The sequence below is a fragment of the Streptomyces sp. NPDC050674 genome, from assembly GCF_040654575.1.
Classification (GTDB): Bacteria; Actinomycetota; Actinomycetes; order Streptomycetales; family Streptomycetaceae; genus Streptomyces.
Window position 1 is genome coordinate 98218 of the sequence record NZ_JBFAIG010000003.1, and the last position, 24165, is coordinate 122382.

A 24165-nucleotide genomic window follows, 5' to 3' on the forward strand; every position below is an offset into this window, starting at 1 on the left:
GTCCGGTCCGCGCCAGGTGCACGCCGCGAGGGCCCCCGGGCCGAACGGCCCAGCCCGGCGCGCGGCCGGCGCACTCCCCGCGCACCCTGGTGCCATGGCGTCCGTGAAACCCGTCGTGGTCTACCCGCCCGCCGCGGACGGCGGCCGTCGGGTCCGTGTGGACGACCAGTTCCTCGGCATCGCCTACGGCCCCCTCGACGTGGCCGAGTTCCTGCGGCGGGCCGGGATCGAGGACGCGGACGAGACGTACGTGGCGGCCACGGGGCTCATCGAGTGGCGCGGCGGCGGCCCGGGGGAGTGGGCCGCCGAACGGGACGGCGACTGAGCGTGACGTCCCGTGTCGCCCGGTCGTACGCGGCCGCGTTACCCCGGAGCGGGTCCGGCAGTTGAGTCGGGCATGAAGAAGCGCAGCATGCTCGCCATCGCCTCCCTCGCCACCGGCTTCGTCGTCGCGGCGGTCACCCCCTCGCACGCCCTCGGGGACGGTCTGGGCACCCTGAGCGTCGACGAGACCCTCAAGACCCTCGACGAGACCGTCGCCAAGGACAGCCTGTCCCTGGACCGGGAGGACGGCAGCCAGCAGAAGAAGAAGGGCTGACGGCCCACGGCCCGCCCGCACGGCGCCGGTGCTCCCGCCACAGGGGGGCGCCGGCGCCGTCGTCATGCGCCCTCAACTGCGGCTGGTTTCCGTGGCAGGGTGGAGCGGGCAAGCCTCAGGGGGCCAACAGAAGAGGGGGACCTGTGACCGTCGTCTGGATCAACGGCGCGTTCGGTGCGGGGAAGACCACCGCCGCACGGGAGCTGATCGAACTGATCCCGAACAGCACGCTCTTCGACCCGGAGGTCATCGGCGGCACGCTCGCCCACCTGCTGCCGCCCAAACGCCTCGCCGAGGCCGGCGACTTCCAGGACCTGCCGATCTGGCGACGGCTCGTGATCGACACGGCGGCCGCGATGCTCGCCGAACTCGGCGGGACCCTCATCGTGCCCATGACCCTGCTGCGCCAGGAGTACCGCGACGAGATCTTCGGCGGCCTGGCCGCACGCAGGATTCCGGTCAGTCACATCCTGCTCACTCCGGCCGAAACGATACTGCGGGAACGCACGGCGAGCCGCGACGTACCGCGGGACCTGCCCGACGGCGAGATACGAATACGCCGGTGGTCCTCCGACCACATCGAGCCCTACCGCGCCGCCCTCGCCTCCTGGCTGACCGCCGACGCCCACCCGGTCGACACCAGCGACCTGACGCCCTACGAGACGGCCGTCCGCATCGCCGAGGCCGTCTCCAGCGGTGCCGCGCCCGTCTGCGACATCGTGCAGACGCCCGAGCCCACCGCCGAGACGCTCGCCGCCGGAGTGCTCCTCTTCGACGAGCAGGACCGGGTCCTGCTCGTCGACCCCACGTACAAGGCCGGCTGGGAGTTCCCCGGCGGCGTCGTCGAACGCGGTGAGGCACCCGCACGCGCCGGGATGCGCGAGGTCGCCGAGGAGACCGGCATCCACCTCGACGAGGTGCCGCGCCTGCTCGTCGTCGACTGGGAGCGTCCCGTGCCCCCCGGGTTCGGCGGTCTGCGGCTGCTCTTCGACGGCGGCCTCCTGCACTCCCGTGAGGCGGGCCGGCTGCTGCTGCCCGGTCCCGAGCTGCGCGCCTGGCGGTTCGTCACCGAGGAGGAGGCCGCCGGTCTGCTGCCCCCGGTGCGCTACGAGCGGCTGCGCTGGGCCCTGAGGGCCCGGGAGCGCGGAGCGGCGTTCTATCTGGAGGCCGGGGTACCCGTCGGCTGACGACCGGGTTTCACGCACGGGTCTCTTTACCCGGCGCGGGGAATTCCGAGGGAAAAGCGAGGGAAAGCGGCGGCGGAGCCACGGCCAATCGCTGCCCAAGGAATCTCCCGCAGACCTTCACGCGCCGGGTAATCGCATTCCCCACTCTCGTCAACACTTTTCCATGTCCGCAAACAATCCCTTTTCTCGCCCCTGCGCGGCTTGACCGGACTCGCACGCCGTTGCGAAAGTCCGCAGAGTCTCACGGCGGAAGCAACGACCGCCACCCAATTTCCTTGCCCCAGGGGCAGATCCGGGATGTCCGTACGATGACCACGCAACACCAGCCGGTCGACACCGGCGGCGGCACCACGCTGCTGACCGAACCGTCGACGCAGGCCTCCAGACCCGGCGGCACGGTTGTCGCCGGCCGCTCACCGGCCCGGATGGCCTGGCGTCGGATCAGGCGGGACAAGGTCACCACGGTCGCCCTGGCGGCCACCCTCCTGTTCATCGCGATCGCGCTCCTCGCACCGGTCCTCACCGCGCTCACCGGCTGGGGGCCGATCACCCCCGACAACAAGGCGATCAATCCGGACACGGGGAATTTCCCCTACGGATCGCTCGGCGGCGTCAGCGCCCAGCACCTGCTCGGCGTCGAACCGGGCACGGGCTACGACCTGTTCGCCCGCATCGTCTACGGTCTGCGCACCTCCCTCTACGTGGGCTTCGCCTCGGCACTGCTGTCCACCGCCGTCGGCGTCGTCGCGGGGCTGGCCGCCGGCTACTTCGGCGGCTGGGTCGACTCCCTGCTGTCCCGGATCATGGACGTGATGCTGGCGTTCCCGCAGCTGCTGTTCATCATCGCGCTCACCCCGGTGATCCAGAACGCCCTGCAGACCAACAGCCACGGCGGCACCGACGAGAACCTCCGGCTGCTCGTCCTGGTCCTCAACATCGCCGTGTTCGCCTGGGCCTACACCGCCCGGCTCGTCCGCGGACAGGTCCTGTCCCTGCGCGAGCGGGAGTTCGTCGACGCGGCACGGCTGATGAGCGCCGGCCGACGGCACATCCTCTTCCGGCAGCTGCTGCCCAACCTCTGGGCGCCGATCCTGATCTCCTTCGCGCTCGCCGTCCCGCAGAACATCACCACCGAGGCGGCGCTGTCGTACCTGGGTGTCGGTGTCATCCCGCCGAACCCCGACTGGGGAGCGTTGCTGTCGGACGCCTCCCAGTTCTTCCTCCAGGACCCGATGTACCTCTTCGTGCCCGGCGTCCTGCTCCTCCTGCTGGTCCTGGCGCTCAACCTCCTCGGGGACGGCGTCCGGGACGCCCTGGACCCCCGCGCCCGGCGCGGCTGACAAGCCACCCCCGACATATCGGCCCGGCGGTCCCACGAACGCCCGCCGGGCCCGTAGCAAGAACGGAGTTTCCCCCATGACGCGCAGAACGCGCAGATCCCGCACGGTCGCTCTCGCGGCAACCGCCGTGGCGATCGCCCTCGGAGCCACCGCGTGCGGAGGGTCCTCCAGCACCAGCGGCAGCGGCACCCCCGGGAAGGGCGGCACCCTGACCGTCCTCGACAAGGCGGACTTCGACCATCTCGATCCCCAGCGCGTCTACACGACCGAGGGCTCGAGCATGGACCAGGAGATCGTCCGGAACCTGACCGGCTGGGACGAGACCGGCTCCCAGCCGAAGCTCGTCGGCGACCTGGCCACCGACACCGGCACGCCTTCCAAGGGCGCCACCGTCTGGACCTTCCACCTCAAGCACGGCGTCAAGTACCAGGACGGCACCGAGGTCACCGCACCGGACGTCAAGTACGGAGTCGAGCGGTTCTTCTCCTCCGACATCAACGGCGGCCCGCCCTACGCGGCCCAGTGGCTCGTCGGCGGCGCCGACTACAAGGGCCCCTACCAGGGCAAGCAGCTCGACTCCATCCAGACGCCGGACAAGTACACGATCGTCTTCCACCTCAACCAGCCGGTGGCCGACTTCAACGAGACCACCGCCATGACCGGCTGGGCGGCCGTGCCGAAGGCCCACGACACCGGCTCGACCTACGACACCAAGGTCTGGTCCGACGGCCCGTACATGATCAAGTCGTACACCAAGAACAAGGAACTCGTCCTCACCCGCAACACCCACTGGTCCCAGTCGACCGACCCCATCCGGCAGCAGAACGTCGACGAGATCGACGTGCGGTTCGGCCAGGACGAGTCGGCCATCGACCAGCAGATCAAGGCCGACGCCGGCACCGCGCAGACGTCGATCCAGCAGTGGCCGATCGCCGGTTCCGACCTGTCCCAGCTGGCCAACGACCCCTCGCTGAAGAGCCGTTACTACAAGATCCCGGCGCCCGGCATCAACTACCTGGCCATCAACACCACCCGGGTGAAGGACCTGAAGGTCCGTCAGGCGATCGAGTACGCCATCGACAAGACCACGGTGCGCGGCGCGTTCGGCGGCTCCGCGTACGGCGACTACGCCACCACGATGCTGAGCCCCGGCATCGGCGGCTACAAGAAGTTCAGCCTGTACAGCGCCAACCCGGCCGGCAACCTCGCCAAGGCCAAGGAACTGATGAAGCAGGCGGGCAACCCCAAGCCCACCATGTCGATCGCCGTGGAGAACACCCCCACCCAGGAACACTTCGCCGACGCCGTGAAGACCGCGCTGGGACGCATCGGCATCCGCGTCAACATCACGCCCATCGACGCGGCCAACTACTTCAGCACCATCGACAACACCAAGAACCAGTACGACCTGACCTGGGGCGACTGGATCGCCGACTGGCCCAACGCCTCCACGGTGCTGCCCACTCTCTTCGACGGCCGCCTCATCGCGAAGAACCCGCAGTCGAACCAGGACCTCTCCTACCTGAACGACCCCAAGGTCAACTCCCTGATCGACAAGGCCGCCAGGATGACCGACGTCGGACAGCGCAACGCGGCCTACGGCCAGATGGACGAGCAGATCCTCAAGGACGCCGCCGTGGTCCCGCTGATGTACATGAACTTCAGCGACATGTCCGGCTCCAAGGTCGGCGGAGTCATCTCCGACACGATCCTCGCCGAGCCGAGCCTGGTCCACGTCTACATCAAGCACTGACGGAACCGTCTCCACCACACCCCGCCGGCGGCCCCGGCCGCCGGCGGGCATCCCACTCACGTCAGGTCCCGGCACCCCATGTTTCGTTACCTCATCAGACGCCTGCTGGCAGCGGCCGTGATCATGCTGGTGATCACCACGATCACCTTCTTCATCTTCTTCGCGCTGCCGTCCGACCCCGCCCTGCTGGCCTGCGGAAAGACCTGCTCACCCTCCCGGCTCGCGGAGATCAAGCACTCCCTGGGCCTGGACCAGAGCTATCTGACCCAGTACTGGGAGTTCCTCAAGGGGCTGGTCGCCGGACGCGACTTCGGCGACCAGAGCGTGCGCATCCACTGCGGCGCGCCCTGCCTCGGCGTCTCCTTCCAGACCGACACCCCCGTGCTGACCACGCTGCTCTCGGACTTCCCGGCGGACCTCTCCCTCGGGGTCGGTGCCGCGGTGGCCTTCCTGGTCCTGGGCGTCGGCCTCGGCACCGTCGCGGCGGTGCGCAGGGGCCGGGCCGCCGACAAGGCGGCGGTGGGCCTCGCCCTGTTCGGTGTGTCGGTGCAGATCTACTTCATCGGTCTGCTCCTGCTGTACCTCTTCGTCGACAAGTTCCAGATCCTGCCGACCTCCGGCTACACGCCGATCACCGAGGACCCGGCCGCCTGGTTCCAGGGGCTGCTCCTGCCGTGGACCACCCTGGTCATCGTCTACCTCGCCATGTACACCCGGCTCACCCGCTCCTCCATGCTGGAGGTCTTCGCCGAGGACTACATGCGCACCGCCCGCGCCAAGGGCCTGCCGGCCGCCACCGTCGTCCTCAAGCACGGACTGCGCGCCGCCATCACCCCGATCATCACCATCTTCGGCATGGACGTCGGATCCCTCATCGGCGGCTCCGCGGTCATCACCGAGTCGGTGTTCGGCATCAACGGCATCGGCAAGCTCGCGGTCGACTCCGTCCAGAACTCCGACCTGCCGGTCATCCTCGGCACCACGCTCTTCGCCGCGACGTTCGTCGTCCTCGCCAACGTCGTCGTCGACCTGGTGTACGGCCTCGTCGACCCTCGCGTGCGCCTGGCCTGAGCCCTTCTTCGTCCTTAGGAACACCCGTGTCCGTATCGACCTCACCGCAGCCCGTGGACGTCACACCCGCGCCCGCGCCCTTCCTCGACGTACGCGACCTGAGGGTGCACTTCCCGACCGAGGACGGCCTCGTCAAGTCCGTCGACGGCGTCTCCTTCACCCTGGAGAAGGGCAGGACCCTCGGCATCGTCGGCGAGTCCGGCTCCGGCAAGTCGGTGACCTCACTGGCTCTGCTCGGACTGCACAAGGGCACCCGCGCCCAGGTCTCGGGCGAGATCTGGCTGGACGGCAGCGAACTCGTCGCCCTGCCCGAGGCCGGGATGCGCGCCCTGCGCGGCCGGACGGTCTCCATGATCTTCCAGGACCCGCTGTCCGCGCTGCACCCCTTCTTCACCGTCGGCTCCCAGATCGCCGAGGCCTACCGGGTCCACCACAAGGTCTCCAAGAAGGAGGCCCGGGAGCGCGCGGTGGAGATGCTGAAACGGGTCGGCATCCCGCAGCCCGAGCGCCGGGTCAGGGACTACCCGCACCAGTTCTCCGGCGGCATGCGCCAGCGCGCCATGATCGCCATGTCCCTGGTGTGCGACCCGGCCCTGCTCATCGCCGACGAGCCCACCACCGCCCTGGACGTCACCGTCCAGGCGCAGATCCTGGACCTGATCCGCGACCTCCAGGAGGAGTTCGGCTCCGCCGTCGTCATCATCACGCACGACCTCGGCGTGGTCGCCGACGTCGCCGACGACATCCTGGTGATGTACGGCGGCCGCCGCATCGAGTACGGCACGACCCACGACGTGCTCAAGCGGCCCCAGCACCCCTACACCTGGGGCCTGTTGCAGTCGATGCCGCACCTCAGCGGTGATGTCGGCGAACGGCTCAACCCGATCCCCGGCAGCCCGCCGAGCCTGATCAACCTGCCGGACGGCTGCGCCTTCCACCCGCGCTGCGCCTACAAGGGCTGGGTGCCGCAGGGTGGTTGCACGGCGGAACGGCCCGAGCTGCGCCTCGTCTCCGGCAGCGAACACCACCTCGCCGCGTGCCATCTCAGCGACGACGCCAAGCGGGAGATCCGCGGCGGGGCCGGTCCGGACGACCGGGACGCGGCGGCCGCACGGGCCGCGCAGTGACGGCGGCGGACGAAAGGGAACATGCCGTGAGCACCACCGAGCCCCTCACCGGGCAGAACACCGACCGCACCGCCGGCGAGAACCTCCTGGAGGTACGCGGTCTGCACAAGCACTTCCCCATCCGGCAGGGCATCATCTTCCAGCGGCAGATCGGGGCGGTCCGGGCCGTCGACGGCATCGACTTCTCGGTCGGACCCGGTGAGTCGCTGGGGCTGGTCGGGGAATCCGGCTGCGGCAAGTCGACCACGGGCCGGCTGATCACCCGGCTGCTCGAACCCACCGGTGGCTCCGTCGTCTTCGACGGCGAGGACATCACGCACCGGTCGCCCGGGCGGATGCGGGAGGCCCGCCGCAACCTCCAGATGATCTTCCAGGACCCGTACTCCTCGCTGAACCCCCGGCACACCGTCGGCACCATAGTCGAGACCCCGATGCGGCTCAACGGCATCAACCCTCCCCAGGGCCACAAGAAGCGCGCCCAGGAGCTCCTGGAGACGGTCGGGCTCAACCCCGAGCACTACAACCGCTACCCCAACGAGTTCTCCGGCGGCCAGCGCCAGCGCATCGGCATCGCCCGGGCCCTCGCCCTCAGGCCGAAGCTGATCGTGGCCGACGAGCCGGTCTCCGCCCTGGACGTCTCCATCCAGGCGCAGGTCGTCAACCTGCTCCAGGACCTCCAGCGGGAGTTCGGCATCGCCTTCGTCTTCATCGCCCACGACCTCGCCGTCGTACGGCACTTCTCCGAGCGGGTCGCCGTGATGTACCTCGGCAAGATCGTCGAGGTCGCCGACCGGGAGTCCCTCTACACCCGCCCCCGGCACCCCTACACACACGCGCTGCTGTCCGCCGTACCCGAGGCCGACCCGGACGCCGTCGACCGGCGCGAACGCATCCGGCTGGCCGGTGACGTCCCGTCCCCGATCGACCCGCCCTCCGGCTGCCGCTTCCGGACCCGCTGCTGGAAGGCACAGGACAAGTGCGCCTCGGAGGAACCGCCGCTGGTGCGGGTGGACGGCAGCCCCTCGGGCCATCTGACCGCCTGCCACTTCCCCGAGGAGCCGTCCGTCACCGCGCGCGAGGAGGACATCGTCCTGGACCCGGCCCTCGGCTAGGCGGGTCGTTCGAGGTGCCGGCGGCCGGCTTCACGGCGACCCTGACGGCATGGAACCGCCTCAGCCGGTTGCGGATCGGCGGTGATCCTTGTTAGAACCGTCTGAGCCGGTTCGCGTCAGGTCCCGGCCGCCCCCCACGACGACCAGGAGGACTCATGTCCAGTGAGGTGCACGCATGGACATCCCACGCGGCCGACGCCGACCTCGACGACCTGCGGGCCCGACTGGCCGCGGCGCGGCTGCCGGAAGCCGAGACGGTCTCTCGCGCGGCACCCGGCCCTCACCGATGGGTACAGGGAGTTCCTCTTGCCGACCTCGTCGAGGTCGTGAACCACTGGCGCACCGGCTACGACTGGCGCTCGTTCGAAGCGCGCCTCGACGGGATCGGCCAGTTCCGCACGATCATCGACGGCCTGGGAATCCACTTCCTGCACCGCCGGTCCGCGCGCGCGGATGCCACTCCGCTGATCTTGACGCACGGCTGGCCGGGCAGCATCGCCGAGTTCGTCGACATAGTGGACGAGCTGGCGGATCCGGACGATCCGGAGACGCCGGCGTTCCACGTCGTGGTCCCGTCGCTGCCGGGCTTCGGCCACAGCGACAAGCCGGCCACCACCGGGTGGGGCATCGAGAAGATCGCTGCCGCATGGGTGGAACTGATGGGAAGGCTCGGCTACCGCGAGTTCCTGGCCCATGGCGGCGACTGGGGAGGTGTGATCACCACGGTTCTCGGCGGCAGGTTCCCGGCGCACGTTCTCGGCATCCACACCACGACCGCGCAGGCTCCACCCGGGTTGACCACGGACGGGCTGACGGCCACCGAGCGCACATGGACCGAGGAAACCCGCGACTTCTGGGCCAGGCGCGCGGCGTACGCGAAGCAGCAGGCGACCCGGCCGCAGACCATCGGCTATGCGCTAGTCGACTCGCCGGTCGGTCTGCTCGCCTGGATCCTCGACAAGTTCGCCGAGTGGTCCGACACCGAGGACAGCCCGTTCGAGACGATGTCCATGGACCGCGTTCTCGACGACGCACCCTCTACTGGCTGACGCGGACCGGCGCGTCGGCAGCCCGTATCTACTACGAGAGCCACCTTTCGCTCGACCCCGAACTGCGGGTCGACGTCCCGTCGGCGATCAGTGTGTACCCCCGCGACACCGAGAAGTGCCCGCGCCCCTGGGCGCGGGAGCGGTACCGGCACATCGTCCGATGGACGACGCCTGAAGCCGGGGGACACTTCCCGTCGCTGGAGGTCCCCGGGTCTTTCGTCAAGGATCTGCGAGAAGGCCTCGCGGCGGTGCTGGCCGCCGGCCGGTGAACACGGTGGGTGCGATCCCGATCCCGATCTTGATCTACCGATCCCGATCCCGATTTCGATCAGGTCCTGAGCGCCGCGCTCCGCAGGGCCCGAGCCGCCTGCCGGGTCACCGGGTCGCCGTGGCCGAAGCAGGCCACCTCCGGGCCGAGCTCCGCCAGCTGGTGGCACGCGGCGAGGACCTGCTCGCGATCGAGGTTGAACACCCCCGGCATCACCGTGCCGTCGGCGGGTGACGCGGCGACCGTGTCACCCGTGAACACGACGCCGTGCTCCGGGAGATGGAGTGCGATGCTGCCCTGCGTGTGCCCCGGCACGTGCACGACGTGCGCCCCGCCGCCGAGGTCCAGCACCTCGCCGCCGGACACCTCGGTGACCTCCCCGGGCCGGGGGTGGTCACCCTCGGGCAGCAGCCTCAGCGCCTGCTCGTGCAGCGGCCGCTCCCAGTCCTCGAACACCGGCTCCGGGCCCGCTGCTTCGCCCCGTACGGCCGGCGCGTCCAGCCGGTGCGCCAGCACCTCGGCACCGCTGAGCGCGGCGAACTCGGCCGCCCCGCCCGCGTGATCCGCGTGGAAGTGGGTGAGCACGATCCGCCGTACGTCCCTCGGGTGCCGGCCCAGCGCGGTCACCGCCTCGGCGATCCGGTCGCCGTAGCCCGCCGGGCCGGCGTCGACCAGCGTCAGTTCGCCGCCGTCGCGCCACAGATAGGCCTGGCCGACCGGGAAGCGCAGCAGGTGCAGCCGGGGGAGCAGCTCGATGAGGTCCATGGGAGGACGGTAGACAGGCCCCCGTCCGAGGACGAGGGCCTTCTGCTGCGAGCAGAGCGGTCAGTTCGCCGCGTAGTTCCGCAGGAACAGCGCCTCCGCCACCGACAGGCGCTCCAGCTCTTGCGGGGAGACGCTCTCGTTCACCGCGTGGATCTGGGCCTCCGGCTCGCTCAGCCCGATGAGCAGGATCTCCGCACGCGGGTAGAGGGTGGCCAGCGTGTTGCACAGCGGAATGGATCCGCCCTGCCCCGCGTACTGCATCTCCTGGCCCGGGTAGGCCACCGCCATCGCGGCCGCCATGGCCCGGTACGCCGGGCTGGTGGTGTCGGCCCGGAACGGCTGGCCCTGGCCGATCTGTTCGGTGCTGACCCGAGCGCCCCACGGCGTGTGCGACTCCAGGTGCGCCTGGAGCAGCTTGGTCGCCTCGCCCGCGTCCATGCCGGGCGGCACGCGCAGGCTGATCAGCGCCCGGGCGCTCGACTGCACGGAGGGGGTGGCGCCGACGACCGGCGGGCAGTCGATGCCGATGACCGTGACGGCCGGCCGGGCCCAGATGCGGTCGGCGACCGACCCGGAGCCGATCAGCTCCACGCCGTCCAGCACTTTGGCGTCCTGCCGGAACTGCTCCTCGGTGTACTCGAGCCCCTCCCAGGCCGTGCCCCCGGCCAGGCCCTCGACGGTCGTCGAACCGTCCTCGGCGCGCAGCGAGGCCAGCACGCGGATCAGGGCGGCCAGCGCGTCGGGCGCCGCACCGCCGAACTGGCCCGAGTGCAGATTGCCCGCGAGCGTGTCCACCTGGACGCGCATCATGGTCATGCCGCGCAGGGTGGTGGTGACGGTCGGCAGGCCGACGCGGAAGTTCCCCGCGTCGCCGATGACGATGGTGTCCGCCTCCAGCAGGCCCGGGTGCTCCTCGGCGTACCGCTCCAGGCCGCCCGTGCCCATCTCCTCCGAGCCCTCGGCGATCACCTTCACATGGACGGGCACACCGCCGTCGGCCTTGAGCGCGCGCAGCGCCAGCAGATGCATGATCAGGCCGCCCTTGCAGTCGGCGGCCCCGCGCCCGTACCAGCGCCCGTCGCGCTCGGTCAGCTCGAAGGGCGGGGTCGTCCAGGCGGTCTCGTCCAGGGGCGGCTGCACGTCGTAGTGGGCGTAGAGCAGGACGGTCTTCGCGCCCTCAGGCCCCGGCAGGAAGCCGTAGACCGACTGCGTGCCGTCGGGGGTGTCGAGCAGGGCCACGTCCTGGAAACCCTCGGCGGCGAGCGCGTCGGCGACCCAGCGGGCGGCGCCCTCGCTCTCACTCCTCGGGAACTGGTCGAAGTCCGCCACCGACCGGAAGGCCACCAGTTCGGCGAGCTCCTCCTTCGCCCTGGGCATCAGCGAGGCGACGGTCTCGGCGACCGGATTCGACGACATGGGCACGCTCCTCGTGGGTGCGACGTTGTACGGGTGCGTACCTCTCGGTACGCGGTGATCGTGTGGTGCGGGCGAGGCCCCGGGTAAGGGCCGCCCACGCCGCCGATCCTCCCACAGCGGCCTGCGGTGACCGCCGCCGTAGGATGCGGGAGACAGCGGCAGGCGGCTTGATCGGGAGTATCAGACCATCGTGAGCAGCGAGAACTCTTCGGCGGACGACGTGCGGCAGGTGTGGGACGTCGTCGTGGTGGGCGCGGGACCCGCGGGCGCTTCGGCCGCGTACGCGGCGGCGGTGGCGGGCAGACGTGTGCTGTTGCTGGAGAAGGCGGAGCTGCCGCGCTACAAGACCTGCGGCGGCGGCATCATCGGCCCCTCGCGCGACGCCCTGCCGCCCGGCTTCGAGCTGCCGTTCAGGGACCGGGTCCACGCGGTGACGTTCTCCCACAACGGCCGTTTCACGCGGACGCGCCGCTCCCGGCAGATGCTCTTCGGCTTGATCAACCGGCCCGAGTTCGACCAGCAGCTCGTCGAGCACGCGCAGAAGGCGGGCGCAGAGCTGCGCACGGGCGTCACGGTCCAGCGGGTCGAGCAGCACGGCTCGTCGGTGCCGGACCGGCGCACCGTGGCGGTGGTCCTCCAGGGCGGCGAGGTGGTGCTGGCGCGGGCCGTCGTAGGGGCGGACGGCAGTGCCAGCCGGATAGGGGCGCACGTCGGGGTCAAGCTCGACCAGGTGGATCTCGGTCTGGAGGTCGAGATCCCGGTGCCGGAGACCGTCGCCGAGGACTGGAAGGGCCGGGTGCTCATCGACTGGGGGCCCATCCCCGGCAGTTACGGCTGGGTCTTCCCCAAGGGCGACACCCTGACGGTCGGGGTCATCTCGGCCCGTGGCGAAGGCGCCGCGACCAAGCGGTACTTGGAGGACTTCATCGGCCGCCTGGGCCTCGCGGGCTTCGAACCGAGCATCTCCTCGGGCCACTTGACCCGCTGCCGTGCCGACGACTCGCCGCTGTCACGCGGGCGGGTGCTGGTGTGCGGTGACGCGGCGGGGCTGCTGGAGCCGTGGACCCGTGAGGGCATCTCCTTCGCGCTGCGCTCCGGCCGGCTCGCGGGGGAGTGGGCGGTACGGATCGCCGAGGCGCACGACGCCGTGGACACGCGCCGGCAGGCCCTCAACTACGCGTTCGCGGTCAAGGCCGGCCTCGGAGTGGAGATGAGCGTCGGCAAGCGGCTGCTGACGGTGTTCATGCGCCGCCCCGGGCTGTTCCACGCCGGGCTGACGGGCTTCCGCCCGGCCTGGAAGGCGTTCAGGGACATCACGCGGGGTTCGACGTCGCTGGGCGAGATCGTCCGCACGCACCCGATCGCCCAGCGTGCCCTGGCCACGCTGGACCGCCGCCCCGCGGCGGGCGGCGAGGCCGGCCCGTCGGAGTGATCAGGCTGTCGGCGTGATCTCGAAGACCGGGTGGTCGGGGGCGATGCGGCGCAGCTGCTCGTCCGGGGAGTCGGGGCCCACTCCGTTGAAGAAGACCCCGACCTCCGCCTTCCAGCGCTTGAGGTAGGCGCGCAGGACGGGGGCCTTGTCGTCGTCGCCCACCTCGGCCGCCGTGAAGGTGTCCACGCGCTTGCCCAGGCGCAGTTCGCCCCCGCCCGCGGCGCGCATGTTGTGCGTCCACTGCACATGGCCGCGGGGGGCGACCAGGTACTGCTTGCCGTCCAGGGTCAGCAGGTTGACCGGGGTGGTGCGCCACTGACCGCTCTTGCGACCGCGGACGGCGAGGACGCGGGAGCCCCAGACGCTGATGCCGCGGCGTGTCAGCCAGGCCACGAGACGGTTGAAGACGTTGACGGTGAACCAGCCGGGCTTCTGGACGTGCGTGGACATGGGGCCCCCTCGTCGATGGCGAAGCGGTGCTCTCTTGTGTGAGCACCGCTCTCGCTCCTGCCGGACCCAGTCTGTACGAGGCCGGTCCATCCGCGCAAGAGCACTGCTCTCTTTTTAGTTCACTGCTCTCCTCTGTGTGCAGTGCTCTGCTTCCGTGGGAGACTGCCGGTCATGAGCACCGCACACGGCGCCCGCGCCCGGGCCAGGATCGAAGTCACCGCGGCCATCAAGGACGAGGCCCGCAGACAGCTCGCCGCCGAGGGGGCCGCCCGGCTCTCCCTGCGGGCCGTGGCCAGGGAGCTCGGCATGGTCTCCTCCGCGCTGTACCGCTACTTCCCCAGCCGGGACGACCTGCTGACGGCACTCATCATCGACGCCTACGACTCCCTGGGCGAGAGGGCCGAGGCCGCCCACGGCGCTGCGGCCGGAGGTCCCTTCGAGCGCTGGGTCACGGTCTGCGAGGCGGTGCGGAGCTGGGCGCTGGAACACCCGCACGAGTACGCGCTGATCTACGGGACGCCCGTCCCCGGCTACACGGCACCCGACACCACCGTCCGCGCCGCCGGCCGCGTCGGCCTGCTGCTCATCGGCATCGCCCGCGACGCCCACCGCTCTCCCGGCCCGACTCGGCCCCCGCTCCCGGACGACCTCCGACCGGAGGCCGAACGGATGGTCGCCCATTTCGCCCCCGACGTCCCGCCGGAGGTCGTGACCGCGCTCGTCGCGGCCTGGGCCCAGCTGTTCGGGCTGGTCGGCTTCGAGCTGTTCGGCCAGTTCAACCGGGTGGTGGAGGACCGGGAGGCGTTCTTCCGGCACGCGGTGGGACAACTCGCCCGCGGGGTGGGTCTGGAGCCCGGGCCCGCGTGAACCGCCGGTGGGCTCGCGTACTTCCCGGGGAGTACGCGTGATCACCACGCCGGGGTGACGCGGGCGTGGGGGCGGGGCGTCTAGCGTGGCCGGTATGGACGAGCAGCGTGCGCGGGGCGGTCCGCGGCGGTGGTGGCGGCACGGACCCACCCGCTGGGACCGGTGGGAAGGGCGGGCGCCCCGCTGGCCCTGGCGATCCACGGTCCTCGTGACGGCGCTCGTGCTGGCCGGGTCGAACGTCGCCGCCCACGAACAGCAGGGTGAGCGGGCCCACCTCGACCTCTTCGCACGGGTGCTGCTGCTGGTGGCCGGAGGGCTGCTGCTGTGGCGCAAGCGGTATCCGGTGGCCGTGGTGTTCGGCACGGCGGCCGCCGTGATGGTCTATCTCGGGGCCGGGTATCCCTACGGGCCCGTGTTCTTCACCGTGGCCCTGGCCTGCTTCGGCGCCATCGTCGCCGGGCACCGCCGGGCGGCGTGGGCCGCGATGGGCATGCTCTGGGCCGGGCATGTGCTGGTGGCCCACTGGCTCTTCCGGTGGCTGCCGCCGTCCGGGGACTCCGCCGCCTCCTGGGGGGAGCAGATCGTCGTCGCCACCTGGGTGGTGGCGATCGCGGCGCTGGCGGAGCTGTTCCGGGCCCGGCGCGAGCAGTGGGTCCGCGAGCGGGCCGAACGCGCCGAGGCCGCGCGGCGGCGGGCCGACGAGGAGCGGCTGCGGATCGCGCGCGAGCTCCACGACGTCCTCGCCCACAGCATCTCCGTGATCAACGTGCAGGCCGGGGTCGGGCTCGCGCTTCTCGACACCGACCCCGAGCAGGCCCGCACGGCCCTCACCACGATCAAGGACCAGAGCAAGGAGGCGCTCGGCGAGGTGCGCCAGGTGCTCGACACCCTGCGCGCCCCCGGCGACGCGCCCCGCGCCCCCGCGCCCGGGCTCGACCGCCTGCCCGAACTGGTCGAGCAGGCCGCGAGCGCCGGCCTCACGGTGGACGTCGAGGGGAAGCCGCCGCGCCTCGCCCCCGGCACGGACCTCGCCGCCTTCCGGATCGTCCAGGAGGCCCTGACCAATGTCGTCCGGCACTCGGGTTCACGGCACGCGCGGGTGCGCCTGGACCACGAGGCGGGCGTGCTGCGGCTGCGCGTGGACGACGACGGACCCGCGACCGGCGCCGACGCGGGCGGCAGCGGCAACGGGCTCGCCGGGATGCGGGAGCGGGCGGCCGCCCTGGGCGGCACCGTCGAGGCGGGCCCCCGCCCGGACGGGGGCTTCCGGGTGCTCGCCGCCCTGCCTCTGAGGGCGTCCGCCGAAACCGTCACCGGGCCGGCGGGGGAGGACTCCTGATGCGCGTACGGTGCGGGGACGGCGACGTCATGAGGGCTAGGTCGTGTTCGCAAAGTCCCTCCTGCCCCGCGACGCCCGGCAGGTACTCTCGCCGCACCGGGCGCAGCCCCAAGTACGTCCAGTACGAGGGACTCCACCCGGCACGCCGAGAGCACGCACCAGACGCCGCGGGGCCCGCCCTCCGGGCGGACGGAGGGACTTTGCGGACACGACCTGGCGGGCTCCCCGGGGCGCGGGTGCGGGCGGCTGCCCCGGGCGGCACCCCGCACGGGGAGTCCCGGGTGCTTGTCGTACCGCCGCCGAGGGCTGCCGTCGGCACGGGAGCCGGACCTGTACAGGAGGAGTCGTGATCCGCGTACTGCTCGCCGACGACCAGTCACTGGTGAGGGCGGGATTCAGGGCACTGCTCGACGCGCAGCCCGACATCGAGGTGGCCGGGGAGGCCGCCGACGGTGCGGAGGCCGTGCGCCGGATCCGTGAACTGCGGCCCGACGTCGTCCTGATGGACATCCGCATGCCCGCCCTGGACGGCCTCGCCGCGACCCGGCAGGTCACGGGCGATCCGGATCTCGAAGACGTCAGGGTCGTCATGCTGACCACCTTCGAGCTCGACGAGTACGTCTTCGAGGCGATCCGCTCCGGCGCTTCGGGCTTCCTGGTCAAGGACACCGAGCCGGACGAACTGCTGCGCGCCGTACGGGCCGTGGTCGCGGGCGACGCGCTGCTGTCGCCCGGAGTGACCCGGCGGCTGATCTCCGAGTTCGCCTCCCGCTCCAAGGAACCGGCGGCGGCCGGCGCCCTGAGCCGGCTCACCGAGCGGGAGCGGGAGGTGATGGCGCTGGTAGGGATCGGCCTGTCGAACGAGGAGATCGCCCGCCGCCTGGTCGTCAGCCCGCTCACGGCGAAGACCCACGTCAGCCGCACGATGGTGAAACTCGGCGCCCGGGACCGTGCCCAACTGGTCGTCCTCGCCTACGAGTCGGGGCTGGTGCGGCCGGGCTGGCTGGGCTGACCCTCCCCCCGGTGAGCGGCCGGACCGGCACACCGCGTCGACCCGAGAGCGGACGCCGCCCTCCTGCGGGGCCCGGCGAGCGGCGCGGGGGTGCGCCCGGCAGGCCGCTCGGCCCGCCGGGCGCACGGTCGGAGGCGGTCCCCCCGGTCCGCGCTAGTCGCGCACGGCGACGCGCTCCGCCTCCTCGGGGACGGACTTGGCGATCACCACGGACGGACCCGCGGACCGGCCCCGGCGGGGTCGCAGGCCCGTGAGGGTGATCAGCAGACCGGCGAGGGCGATGAGCGTCACGACCACCAGACCGGGCCGGTAGCTGTCGAGCACGGCCTGCGGCGAGGGGGCGCCGCCCTCGGGGGAGTTGGCGGTCACCACCGCCGTCACCACGGCGAGGAAGATCGCGCCACCGACCTGGACCGAGGTGTTGAGCAGCCCGGACACCATGCCCTGCTCGTGCTCGTCGACGCCGTTGGTGGCCTGGACGTTGAGGGACGGGAAGGTCAGCGCGAATCCGGAGCCGACCAGCAGCATCGTCGGCAGGATCACCGCCGCGTAGACCGGGTCGAGGTCGACGCGCAGGAACAGCACGTACCCGGTGACCATCAGCGCGAAGCCCAGCACCATGAGCCGGGCCGTGCCGAACCGGTCGATGACGGCTCCGACCTTCGTCGCGGACAGCGCCACCAGCGCGCCCGCCGGCAGGAAGGCCAGGGCGGTGTGCAGCGCGGACCAGCCGAGCAGCTGCTGCATGTACAGGGTGACGAGGAACTGGAAGCCGATGTAGCTGCCGACGAAGGTCAAGGCGCCCAGCTGGGCCCGCACTTGAGGCCCCGAGCGGAGCACACCGAGCCGGATCAGCGGGCTGGGGCTGCGGCGTTCGACGGCGACGAAGGCGGCCAGGAACAGCGCGACGGCGACGAAGGACAGGATAGTCCGGGCCGAACCCCAGCCCACCTCGGGCGCCTCGACGACGGTGAACACGAGCAACAGCATCGAGGCGGTGCCGAGGACGGCGCCGGGGATGTCGTAGCCGCCCCGGCCGCGCTCGCGCTCGGTGCGCGGCAGCAGCTTCAGGCCCACGAGCAGGGCGATGAGCGCGATGGGCGCGGGCAGCAGCATGGTGAGCCGCCAGCTGGCCTCGGTGAGCAGTCCGGAGAAGACCAGGCCCATCGAGTAGCCCGTCGCGCCGCAGGTGGTGTAGATGGCCAGGGCCCGGTTGCGCAGCGGGCCTTCGGGGAAGGTCGTGGTGATGATCGACAGTCCTGCGGGGGCGGTGAAGGCCGCGCTCAGGCCCTTGATGAAGCGGCTGGCGATGAGCAGCGGCCCGGAGTCGACGAGCCCGCCGAGCAGTGACGCGAACGCGAAGACGGCCAGCGCGACCAGGAACACCTGACGCCGGCCCAGCAGGTCGGCGGCGCGTCCGCCGAGGAGCAGCAGACCGCCGTAGCCCAGGATGTAGCCGCTGACGATCCATTGCAGCGCCGAGGTCGACAGACCGAGGTCGGCGCCGATGGACGGCAGGGCGACGCCGACCATGGACACGTCCAGGGCGTCCAGGAACATCGCGGCGCAGAGCACGAGCAGGGTGCCCCACAGTCGTGGAGTCCAACGTCCTTCGACCGCAGGGGAGATGAGCGGAGAGGTCATGACCGAGAGAGTACATGCGCATGCATGAGATGCAAGTGCAATTAATTCAGGTGCATTGACACATGGTCTCTGTTACGGTGCGGCGCATGGCGGCTCAGCAGGCCGAGCGGACGCTCGTGGAACGGTGGCGGGACCTTCTGGCGCTGCACGCGCGCACGCAGTGCGAACTGGACCGCGCGCTGCACGGCCATGGCCTGTGTGCCAGCGACTTCGAGGTGCTGGACGTCCTCGCCGGGTGCCGGACGCCGAACGGCGTCCCGTCCTACCGCGTGCAGGAGATCTCCGAGCGGGTCCATCTCAGCCAGAGCGCCCTGTCGCGGCTGATCGCCCGGCTGGAGAAGGAGGGGCTCCTCGAGCGCGGCATGTGTTCCGAGGACCGGCGCGGCGTGCGGGTCTGCCTCACGCCGAAGGGGCGCGCGCTGCACGGTGAGGTCCTTCCCGTGCAGCGCGCGGTGCTGGCGCGGATGCTCACCGACGGCTGATCTCCCGTCGGCGGGTCTCTCGGCAGCCCGCTCAGATCGCCGACGTCTCCCGCCACAGTGCGGCGAGCGCCCGGTCGCCCGTGGCGTCCGGCAGGGGAGCGCGGTTCCACAGCGCCAGGTACAACCGGTCGGCCGGGCCCGACAGTTCGCAGTCGGCGGCCCCGGAGGCGTCCCGTGTGGTCACGGGCGGCTCCTGCGACAGCCGCACGGTCCACACCGCGCCGGTGTCCTCCGCGCGGATCCGCAGGACCCGCGGCTCGGGGGTGCGTACCCGGCTGCGGGGGCGGGCGTGGAAGCCGCGCAGGAGTTCGTCGATGCCGTCCGTCGCGAACGCGGGAGTGAGGGCCGTCGGGTCGCCGCCGCGCGCGGACTCGGCGTCGACCCGGTGCACGGCCGTCTCGTGCGCCTGCCGCCGGGCCCAGAAGGCCAGCGGGGACGGCGCGGGCAGGAAGGTGAAGCACTCCACGTCGGGCGCGGCGCCGGCCAGCGTGGCGACGAGGTGGCGGTGGCTGTCGCGGTACCAGGCGATGAGCTCGGCGCCGTCGAGATCGGTGGGTTCGGCCGGCGGGCGGCCTTCGGTGATCCGCTCCGCGACGAACGCGGCGGCCCAGCGGTGCACGGCTCCGGTATGCCGCAACAGGTCGCGCACCTGCCAGGCGGGGCACGTGGGCACTTTCGCCTCCGTCCCCGCCTCCTCGGCGGCCGCGGCCAGCAACCGGCCTTCCGTCTCCAGCGTCTGAAGGAACTCGGCGGTCTCCATGGCGCCGAGTCTGCCGCATGGAGCTCACTACAAGCCCGGGGTTTTCCGGCGGCGGCCCCCGATGGCTACGGCAGCGGCGTCCCGCCCGTCGCGTTGACGATCTCGGCGGTGATGTACGACGCCTCCTGCGAGGCGAGGAAGACGTACGCCGGGGCCATCTCCGCCGGCTGCGCGGGCCGCCCGATGGGGGCCTGCTTCCCGAACGACTGGGTGTCCGGCAGGGTCGCCGGGATCAGCGGCGTCCACACCGGACCCGGCGCCACCGCGTTGACCCGGATGCCCTTCTCGATCAGCATCTGCGCCAGCCCCTGCGTGAAGGTGACGATCGCGCCCTTCGTCGTCGCGTAGTCCAGCAGATGCGGACTGGGCTTGTACGCCTGCACCGACGTGGAATTGATGATGCTGCCGCCTTCCGGGATGTGCGGCAGGGCCATCTTGCACAGCCAGAACATGCCGTACAGGTTGGTGCGCAGCACCCGGTCGAACTGCTCGGTGGTGATCGCCTCGATGCCGTCGGGCTGGGACATCTGGTACGCCGCGTTGTTCACGAGGATGTCGATCCGGCCGAATTCCCGCACGGCACGCTCGACCAGTGCCCGGCAGTTCTCCTCCTCGCGCACGTCGCACGAGACGGGCACGGCACGCCGTCCGGCCTCCTCGACCAGCCGGACCGTCTCGGCGGCGTCGTCCTTCTCGTCCTCCAGATGGGTGAAGAGCACGTCCGCTCCCTCGCGCGCGAACGCCAGGGCGACGGCGCGGCCGATCCCCGAGTCACCGCCGGTGATCACGGCCTTGCGGTCGGCCAGCCGGCCACTGCCCCGGTAGGACTCCTCACCATGGTCCGGCGGCGGGTCCATCGGCCCCGTCCAACCGGGGTGCGGCTGGTCCTGGGAGGGAAACTCCGGGGTCGGGTGCTGCTCGCCGGGGTGCTGCTGTTCGGTCACGAGTCTGCCTCCTTCTGCATGGCGTACGGCCCGGTGATCATGACGGGCACCGCCACGGGTACCCACAGGATCACCGGCATCCCCCGGCAGCTTCCCCTCTTCGACCCCCGGCCGCCCGTCGGGCCGCCGCTCCCATCACCGGTTTGTTTATCGGCGGCACAAAGTCGGGCCAGGTGGGTGCGGGGTCGGGGACAAGGTGCGACTCTGGGACGTAACCGGTCCGCCGGGAACGCGGACCCCGCCGCCGCGAGAGCGCAGGAGGGCAGATGGGACGTGACGTGCCGGCCCTGGTGTTCACCCGGGAGGACCGCCGTCGGTACCGGGAGAAGATGCACACCGACCTCGAGGTGCTCGCCCGGATGCTCCACGAGTCGGGGTTCGAGAGCGAGCGCCCCCAGGTCGGCCTGGAGATCGAGCTCAATCTGGTGGACGACGCCGGACTGCCCGCGATGCGCAACACCGACGTGCTCCGGTCGATCGCCGACCCCGCCTGGTCCAGTGAGCTCGGCCGCTTCAACCTGGAGATCAACATCCCGCCCCGGCAGCTCACGGCCGGCGGCCCCGGGGCCTGGGAGCAGGCGATCAGGGACGCCCTCAACCACGCCGAGGACCGTGCCGCCGCGGTCGGCGCCCACCTGATCATGGTGGGCATCCTGCCGACGCTGGGCGAGTCCGACGTCAGCGAGTCCGCCCTCTCCGGCGACCCGCGCTACCGCCTCCTCAACGAGCAGATCTTCGCGGCCCGGGGCGAGGACCTGCGGATCCGGGTCGACGGGGTGGAACGCCTGTCGACGTACGCCGACACCATCACCCCGGAAGCCGCCTGCACCAGCACCCAGTTCCACCTCCAGGTCGACCCCAAGGAGTTCCCGCACTACTGGAACGCCGCCCAGGCCATCGCGGGCGTGCAGGTCGCCCTCGCCGCGAACTCGCCCTTCCTGTTCGGCAAGGAACTGTGGCGCGAGACCCGCATCCCCCTGTTCGAGCAGGCGACCGACACCCGACCCGAGGAGATCAAGGCACAGGGCGTCCGGCCCCGGGTGTGGTTCGGGGAGCGCTGGATCACCAGCGTCTTCGACCTCTTCGAGGAGAACGTGCGCTATTTCCCGGCGCTGCTGCCGCTGTGCGAGGACGAGGACCCGCAGCGGGAACTGGACAGCGGCGGCGTTCCCCAGCTGGGCGAACTGACCCTCCACAACGGCACCATCTACCGCTGGAACCGCCCCATCTACGCCGTCACCGACAGCGGTCCGCATCTGCGCATCGAGAACCGGGTGCTGCCCGCCGGCCCCACCGTGGCCGACATCATCGCCAACGGCGCCTTCTACTACGGCCTGACCCGCGCGCTGGTCGACGAGGACCGGCCGGTGTGGACGCGCATGTCCTTCTCGGTCGCCGAGGAGAACCTGCACACCGCCGCCCGCGACGGCATCGACGCCCGCCTGTACTGGCCCGGTGTCGGCGAAGTGCCGGTCACGGAACTGGTGTTGCGTCGTCTGCTGCCCCTGGCCCACAAGGGCCTGGAGCTGACCGGCATGGACGCCGCGTGGCGCGAGCCTCTGCTGGGCATCATCGAGCAGCGCTGCGTCACCGGCCGCAACGGCGCCCTGTGGCAGGCGGAGATGGTGCACCACCTGGAGAAGGCAGGCATCTCCGACCGCCGGGAGGCACTGCGGCAGATGACCGGCACGTACATGGACTACATGCACATGAACGCGCCCGCGCACACCTGGCCCGTGGACTGACGTCAGTCCGGCCGGCCACGCCACCGCGCGGCGGGCGTCAAAGGCACGGGCGCGGGCACCTCCGCCGACGTCGTCAGCTCGATGCGCCGCCCCTCGGCCGCCGAACGCAGCAGGGCCGTCATCGTCTCCAGCACGTGCAGGGCGAGTGCACCGTTCGCGCGCGGTGCCCGCTCGCCGTCGGCGGTGACGAAGTCGAGCAGGCCGACACCGCGTGCGCCGTCCACGTAGCCCGCCGACACCGGCAGGGGACGCCAGCGGTCGTCGCCGAGGGCGTGGAGGCGCACCTCGCCGTCGAAGCGGTTCGGGTCGGGGACCGCGAGGGTGCCGCTCTCCCCGTGCACCTCGATCGGGGCGGCCGTGGTGGCCACCCCGTCGAAGCTCGTCGTGAGGGTCGTCAGGGTCCCGCCCACGTGCTCCAGCACTCCGGAGACATGGCTGTCCACCTCGACCGGTATGCGCCGGCCCGCGCGCGGACCCGAGCCGATGACCCGCTCGGCGCGCAACCGCCCCGCAGCCCCGATCACCGCCCGCACCGGACCCAGCAGATGCACCAGTGAGGTGAGGTAGTAGGGGCCCATGTCCAGCAGCGGCCCTCCGCCCGCCGTGTAGTAGAAGTCGGGGTGGGGGTGCCAGCGTTCATGGCCCGGGGTCACCATCACGGCCGAGGCGAACTGGGGGCGCCCGACACTGCCCGCCTCCACGGCGGCCCGCGCGGTCTGAACTCCCGTACCCAGTACGGTGTCCGGAGCACAGCCCACCCCGGTGCCCGCCCGCGCGGCGGCGTCCAGCACGGCGCGGGCGTCCTCCAGGCCCGCCGCCAGCGGCTTCTCCCCGTAGACGTTCTTGCCGTGCCGGATCGCCTCGAGGGCTATCTCCGCGTGCGCCGCCGGGGTGGTGAGGTTCAGCACCGTGTCCACGTCCGGGCTGCTCAGCAGCTCCTGGACCGACAGCGCCCGGGCACCGGGCAGTTCGGCGGCGGCCGCGGCCGACCGGGAGGCGTCGAGGTCGGCGACCGCGGTGACCCGCACACCGGGACGGCCCACGAGGGTGTCCAGGTACGCGCGGGAGATGACGCCGAGCCCTACGACCCCGACGCGGTGCGCGTCGCCCACAGCATGCCCCTCTCGATGATGGTGCGGAACTGCGGGTGTTCCAGCACGTCGACGCTGTGCCCCGGGGTCGTCACCACGATCCGCCCCGCCCCCCACCGGCGGGTCCACACCGCCGGTGAGGTGACCGGCCGGTGCCAGGGCTGCCACGGCCGGACGGGATGCGTCGTGGTGGCCAGGACGTCGATGAGGTCGTCGTGCAGCACCCAGTACTGCTCGGTCTCCAGCGCGAAGTCCTCGATGCCGGCCGTGATCGGGTGCGCCCGCCCGGCCTCGGTGAGGGAGATGGTGTGGGGCAGGAAGTTGTCCGCCGCCTCACCCCGGCGCTCGCACGGCTCCTTGCCCGGGTGCGTGGCGAACTGGCCGCCCACCAGGTGCAGATAGTCCGAGGAGGCGCGGAAGGAGTCGGCGATGCCGCCGTGCCAGCCGGTGAAGCCGGTACCGGCCACGACCGCGGAGGTCAGCCCCGCCAACTGCGCGGGCGTGATCTCCGACATCGTCACGCACTGCACGACCAGGTCGGTGCCGGCCATCTCGGCGGCGTCCGCGTAGACCGCCGTCGACTCCTCGACACGGACAGCGTACCCCTGGCTCCGGAGGAAGGGCAGGAACAGGTTCGTGGCCTCGACCGGCTGGTGCCCCTCCCAGCCGCCCCGGACCACCAGCGCTCTCTTCTGGGTCATCGTGATCTCACT

At 71.4% G+C, this 24165-nt stretch carries 22 protein-coding genes and 1 pseudogene; 15 read left to right on the forward strand and 8 right to left on the reverse strand.

Features of this window, described 5'->3' with window-relative positions:
* Nucleotides 1-94: 94 nt before the first annotated feature.
* The 9 genes and pseudogenes from AB0I06_RS07365 (at nt 95) to AB0I06_RS07405 (ending at nt 9506) form a co-directional block, all read left to right on the forward strand.
* Entirely contained in the window at nt 95-325 is a 231-nt protein-coding gene (locus AB0I06_RS07365) for a hypothetical protein (protein WP_363117785.1), read from the forward strand.
* 72 nt (nt 326-397) lie between these two features.
* Nucleotides 398-598 (forward strand): hypothetical protein, encoded by a 201-nt coding sequence (locus AB0I06_RS07370; protein WP_363117786.1) that lies wholly within the window; start codon nt 398-400, stop codon nt 596-598.
* Nucleotides 599-741: 143 nt separating this feature from the next.
* A complete protein-coding gene (locus AB0I06_RS07375) occupies nt 742-1785 on the forward strand; it encodes an NUDIX domain-containing protein (RefSeq protein WP_363117787.1) in 1044 nt (347 codons plus the stop codon).
* 308 nt (nt 1786-2093) lie between these two features.
* Nucleotides 2094-3125: an ABC transporter permease gene (locus AB0I06_RS07380; protein ID WP_363117788.1), complete on the forward strand. Its 1032-nt coding sequence runs from the start codon at nt 2094-2096 to the stop codon at nt 3123-3125.
* 76 nt (nt 3126-3201) lie between these two features.
* Complete coding sequence (locus AB0I06_RS07385) at nt 3202-4878, forward strand: ABC transporter substrate-binding protein (RefSeq protein WP_363117789.1); 1677 nt, start codon at nt 3202-3204, stop codon at nt 4876-4878.
* A gap of 78 nt (nt 4879-4956) precedes the next feature.
* Complete coding sequence (locus AB0I06_RS07390; protein ID WP_363117790.1) at nt 4957-5949, forward strand: ABC transporter permease; 993 nt, start codon at nt 4957-4959, stop codon at nt 5947-5949.
* A gap of 26 nt (nt 5950-5975) precedes the next feature.
* Nucleotides 5976-7076 (forward strand): ABC transporter ATP-binding protein, encoded by a 1101-nt coding sequence (locus tag AB0I06_RS07395; protein WP_363117791.1) that lies wholly within the window; start codon nt 5976-5978, stop codon nt 7074-7076.
* Nucleotides 7077-7102: 26 nt separating this feature from the next.
* A complete protein-coding gene (locus AB0I06_RS07400; RefSeq protein ID WP_363117792.1) occupies nt 7103-8188 on the forward strand; it encodes a dipeptide ABC transporter ATP-binding protein in 1086 nt (361 codons plus the stop codon).
* A gap of 155 nt (nt 8189-8343) precedes the next feature.
* Nucleotides 8344-9506: pseudogene (locus AB0I06_RS07405) on the forward strand (epoxide hydrolase family protein).
* Between the two features lie 59 nt (nt 9507-9565).
* Here AB0I06_RS07405 and AB0I06_RS07410 read toward each other — a convergent pair.
* Both AB0I06_RS07410 and AB0I06_RS07415 read right to left on the reverse strand, forming a co-directional pair.
* Nucleotides 9566-10270 carry an MBL fold metallo-hydrolase gene (locus AB0I06_RS07410; protein ID WP_363117793.1) on the reverse strand — a complete coding sequence of 235 codons (705 nt, stop codon included), beginning with the start codon at nt 10268-10270 and terminating at the stop codon, nt 9566-9568.
* A gap of 60 nt (nt 10271-10330) precedes the next feature.
* A complete protein-coding gene (locus AB0I06_RS07415; RefSeq protein ID WP_363117794.1) occupies nt 10331-11686 on the reverse strand; it encodes a dipeptidase in 1356 nt (451 codons plus the stop codon).
* A 190-nt stretch (nt 11687-11876) separates the two neighbouring features.
* On the opposite strand from AB0I06_RS07415, the gene AB0I06_RS07420 reads away from it, so the two are divergent.
* The gene (locus AB0I06_RS07420) at nt 11877-13118 is read left to right on the forward strand and encodes a geranylgeranyl reductase family protein (RefSeq protein ID WP_363117795.1); all 1242 of its coding nucleotides are present in this window, start codon (nt 11877-11879) and stop codon (nt 13116-13118) included.
* Here AB0I06_RS07420 and AB0I06_RS07425 read toward each other — a convergent pair whose 3' ends face one another.
* Nucleotides 13119-13568, reverse strand: coding sequence for a nitroreductase family deazaflavin-dependent oxidoreductase (locus AB0I06_RS07425; RefSeq protein ID WP_363117796.1), 450 nt, complete (start codon nt 13566-13568; stop codon nt 13119-13121).
* Nucleotides 13569-13739: 171 nt separating this feature from the next.
* On the opposite strand from AB0I06_RS07425, the gene AB0I06_RS07430 reads away from it, so the two are divergent.
* From AB0I06_RS07430 to AB0I06_RS07440, 3 genes are all read left to right on the forward strand, one after another.
* Nucleotides 13740-14435 (forward strand): TetR/AcrR family transcriptional regulator, encoded by a 696-nt coding sequence (locus tag AB0I06_RS07430; RefSeq protein ID WP_363117797.1) that lies wholly within the window; start codon nt 13740-13742, stop codon nt 14433-14435.
* Between the two features lie 94 nt (nt 14436-14529).
* A complete protein-coding gene (locus AB0I06_RS07435; RefSeq protein ID WP_363117798.1) occupies nt 14530-15774 on the forward strand; it encodes a sensor histidine kinase in 1245 nt (414 codons plus the stop codon).
* Between the two features lie 346 nt (nt 15775-16120).
* Complete coding sequence (locus AB0I06_RS07440; protein ID WP_363117799.1) at nt 16121-16786, forward strand: response regulator transcription factor; 666 nt, start codon at nt 16121-16123, stop codon at nt 16784-16786.
* A gap of 153 nt (nt 16787-16939) precedes the next feature.
* Here AB0I06_RS07440 and AB0I06_RS07445 read toward each other — a convergent pair whose 3' ends face one another.
* Nucleotides 16940-18430: an MFS transporter gene (locus AB0I06_RS07445; protein ID WP_363117800.1), complete on the reverse strand. Its 1491-nt coding sequence runs from the start codon at nt 18428-18430 to the stop codon at nt 16940-16942.
* 86 nt (nt 18431-18516) lie between these two features.
* Here AB0I06_RS07445 and AB0I06_RS07450 point away from each other — a divergent pair, with 86 nt between their 5' ends.
* On the forward strand, nt 18517-18912 hold the full coding sequence (locus tag AB0I06_RS07450) for a MarR family transcriptional regulator (RefSeq protein WP_363117801.1): 396 nt from the start codon (nt 18517-18519) through the stop codon (nt 18910-18912).
* Nucleotides 18913-18943: 31 nt separating this feature from the next.
* On the opposite strand, the gene AB0I06_RS07455 is transcribed toward AB0I06_RS07450, so the two are convergent.
* Together AB0I06_RS07455 and AB0I06_RS07460 are read right to left on the reverse strand one after the other, a co-directional pair.
* The gene (locus tag AB0I06_RS07455) at nt 18944-19672 is read right to left on the reverse strand and encodes a maleylpyruvate isomerase family mycothiol-dependent enzyme (protein WP_363117802.1); all 729 of its coding nucleotides are present in this window, start codon (nt 19670-19672) and stop codon (nt 18944-18946) included.
* Between the two features lie 65 nt (nt 19673-19737).
* Nucleotides 19738-20616: an SDR family oxidoreductase gene (locus AB0I06_RS07460; RefSeq protein ID WP_363117803.1), complete on the reverse strand. Its 879-nt coding sequence runs from the start codon at nt 20614-20616 to the stop codon at nt 19738-19740.
* A 266-nt stretch (nt 20617-20882) separates the two neighbouring features.
* Between AB0I06_RS07460 and AB0I06_RS07465 the strand changes: the two genes are divergently transcribed.
* Entirely contained in the window at nt 20883-22361 is a 1479-nt protein-coding gene (locus AB0I06_RS07465) for a glutamate-cysteine ligase family protein (RefSeq protein WP_363117804.1), read from the forward strand.
* Nucleotides 22362-22363: 2 nt separating this feature from the next.
* Here the strand turns inward: AB0I06_RS07465 and AB0I06_RS07470 are convergent, their stop codons facing one another.
* Together AB0I06_RS07470 and AB0I06_RS07475 are read right to left on the reverse strand one after the other, a co-directional pair.
* The gene (locus AB0I06_RS07470) at nt 22364-23473 is read right to left on the reverse strand and encodes a Gfo/Idh/MocA family oxidoreductase (RefSeq protein ID WP_363117805.1); all 1110 of its coding nucleotides are present in this window, start codon (nt 23471-23473) and stop codon (nt 22364-22366) included.
* Nucleotides 23443-24153 (reverse strand): ThuA domain-containing protein, encoded by a 711-nt coding sequence (locus AB0I06_RS07475; RefSeq protein WP_363117806.1) that lies wholly within the window; start codon nt 24151-24153, stop codon nt 23443-23445. Before AB0I06_RS07475 ends, AB0I06_RS07470 begins: the two co-directional genes overlap by 31 nt.
* Nucleotides 24154-24165 lie beyond the last annotated feature (12 nt).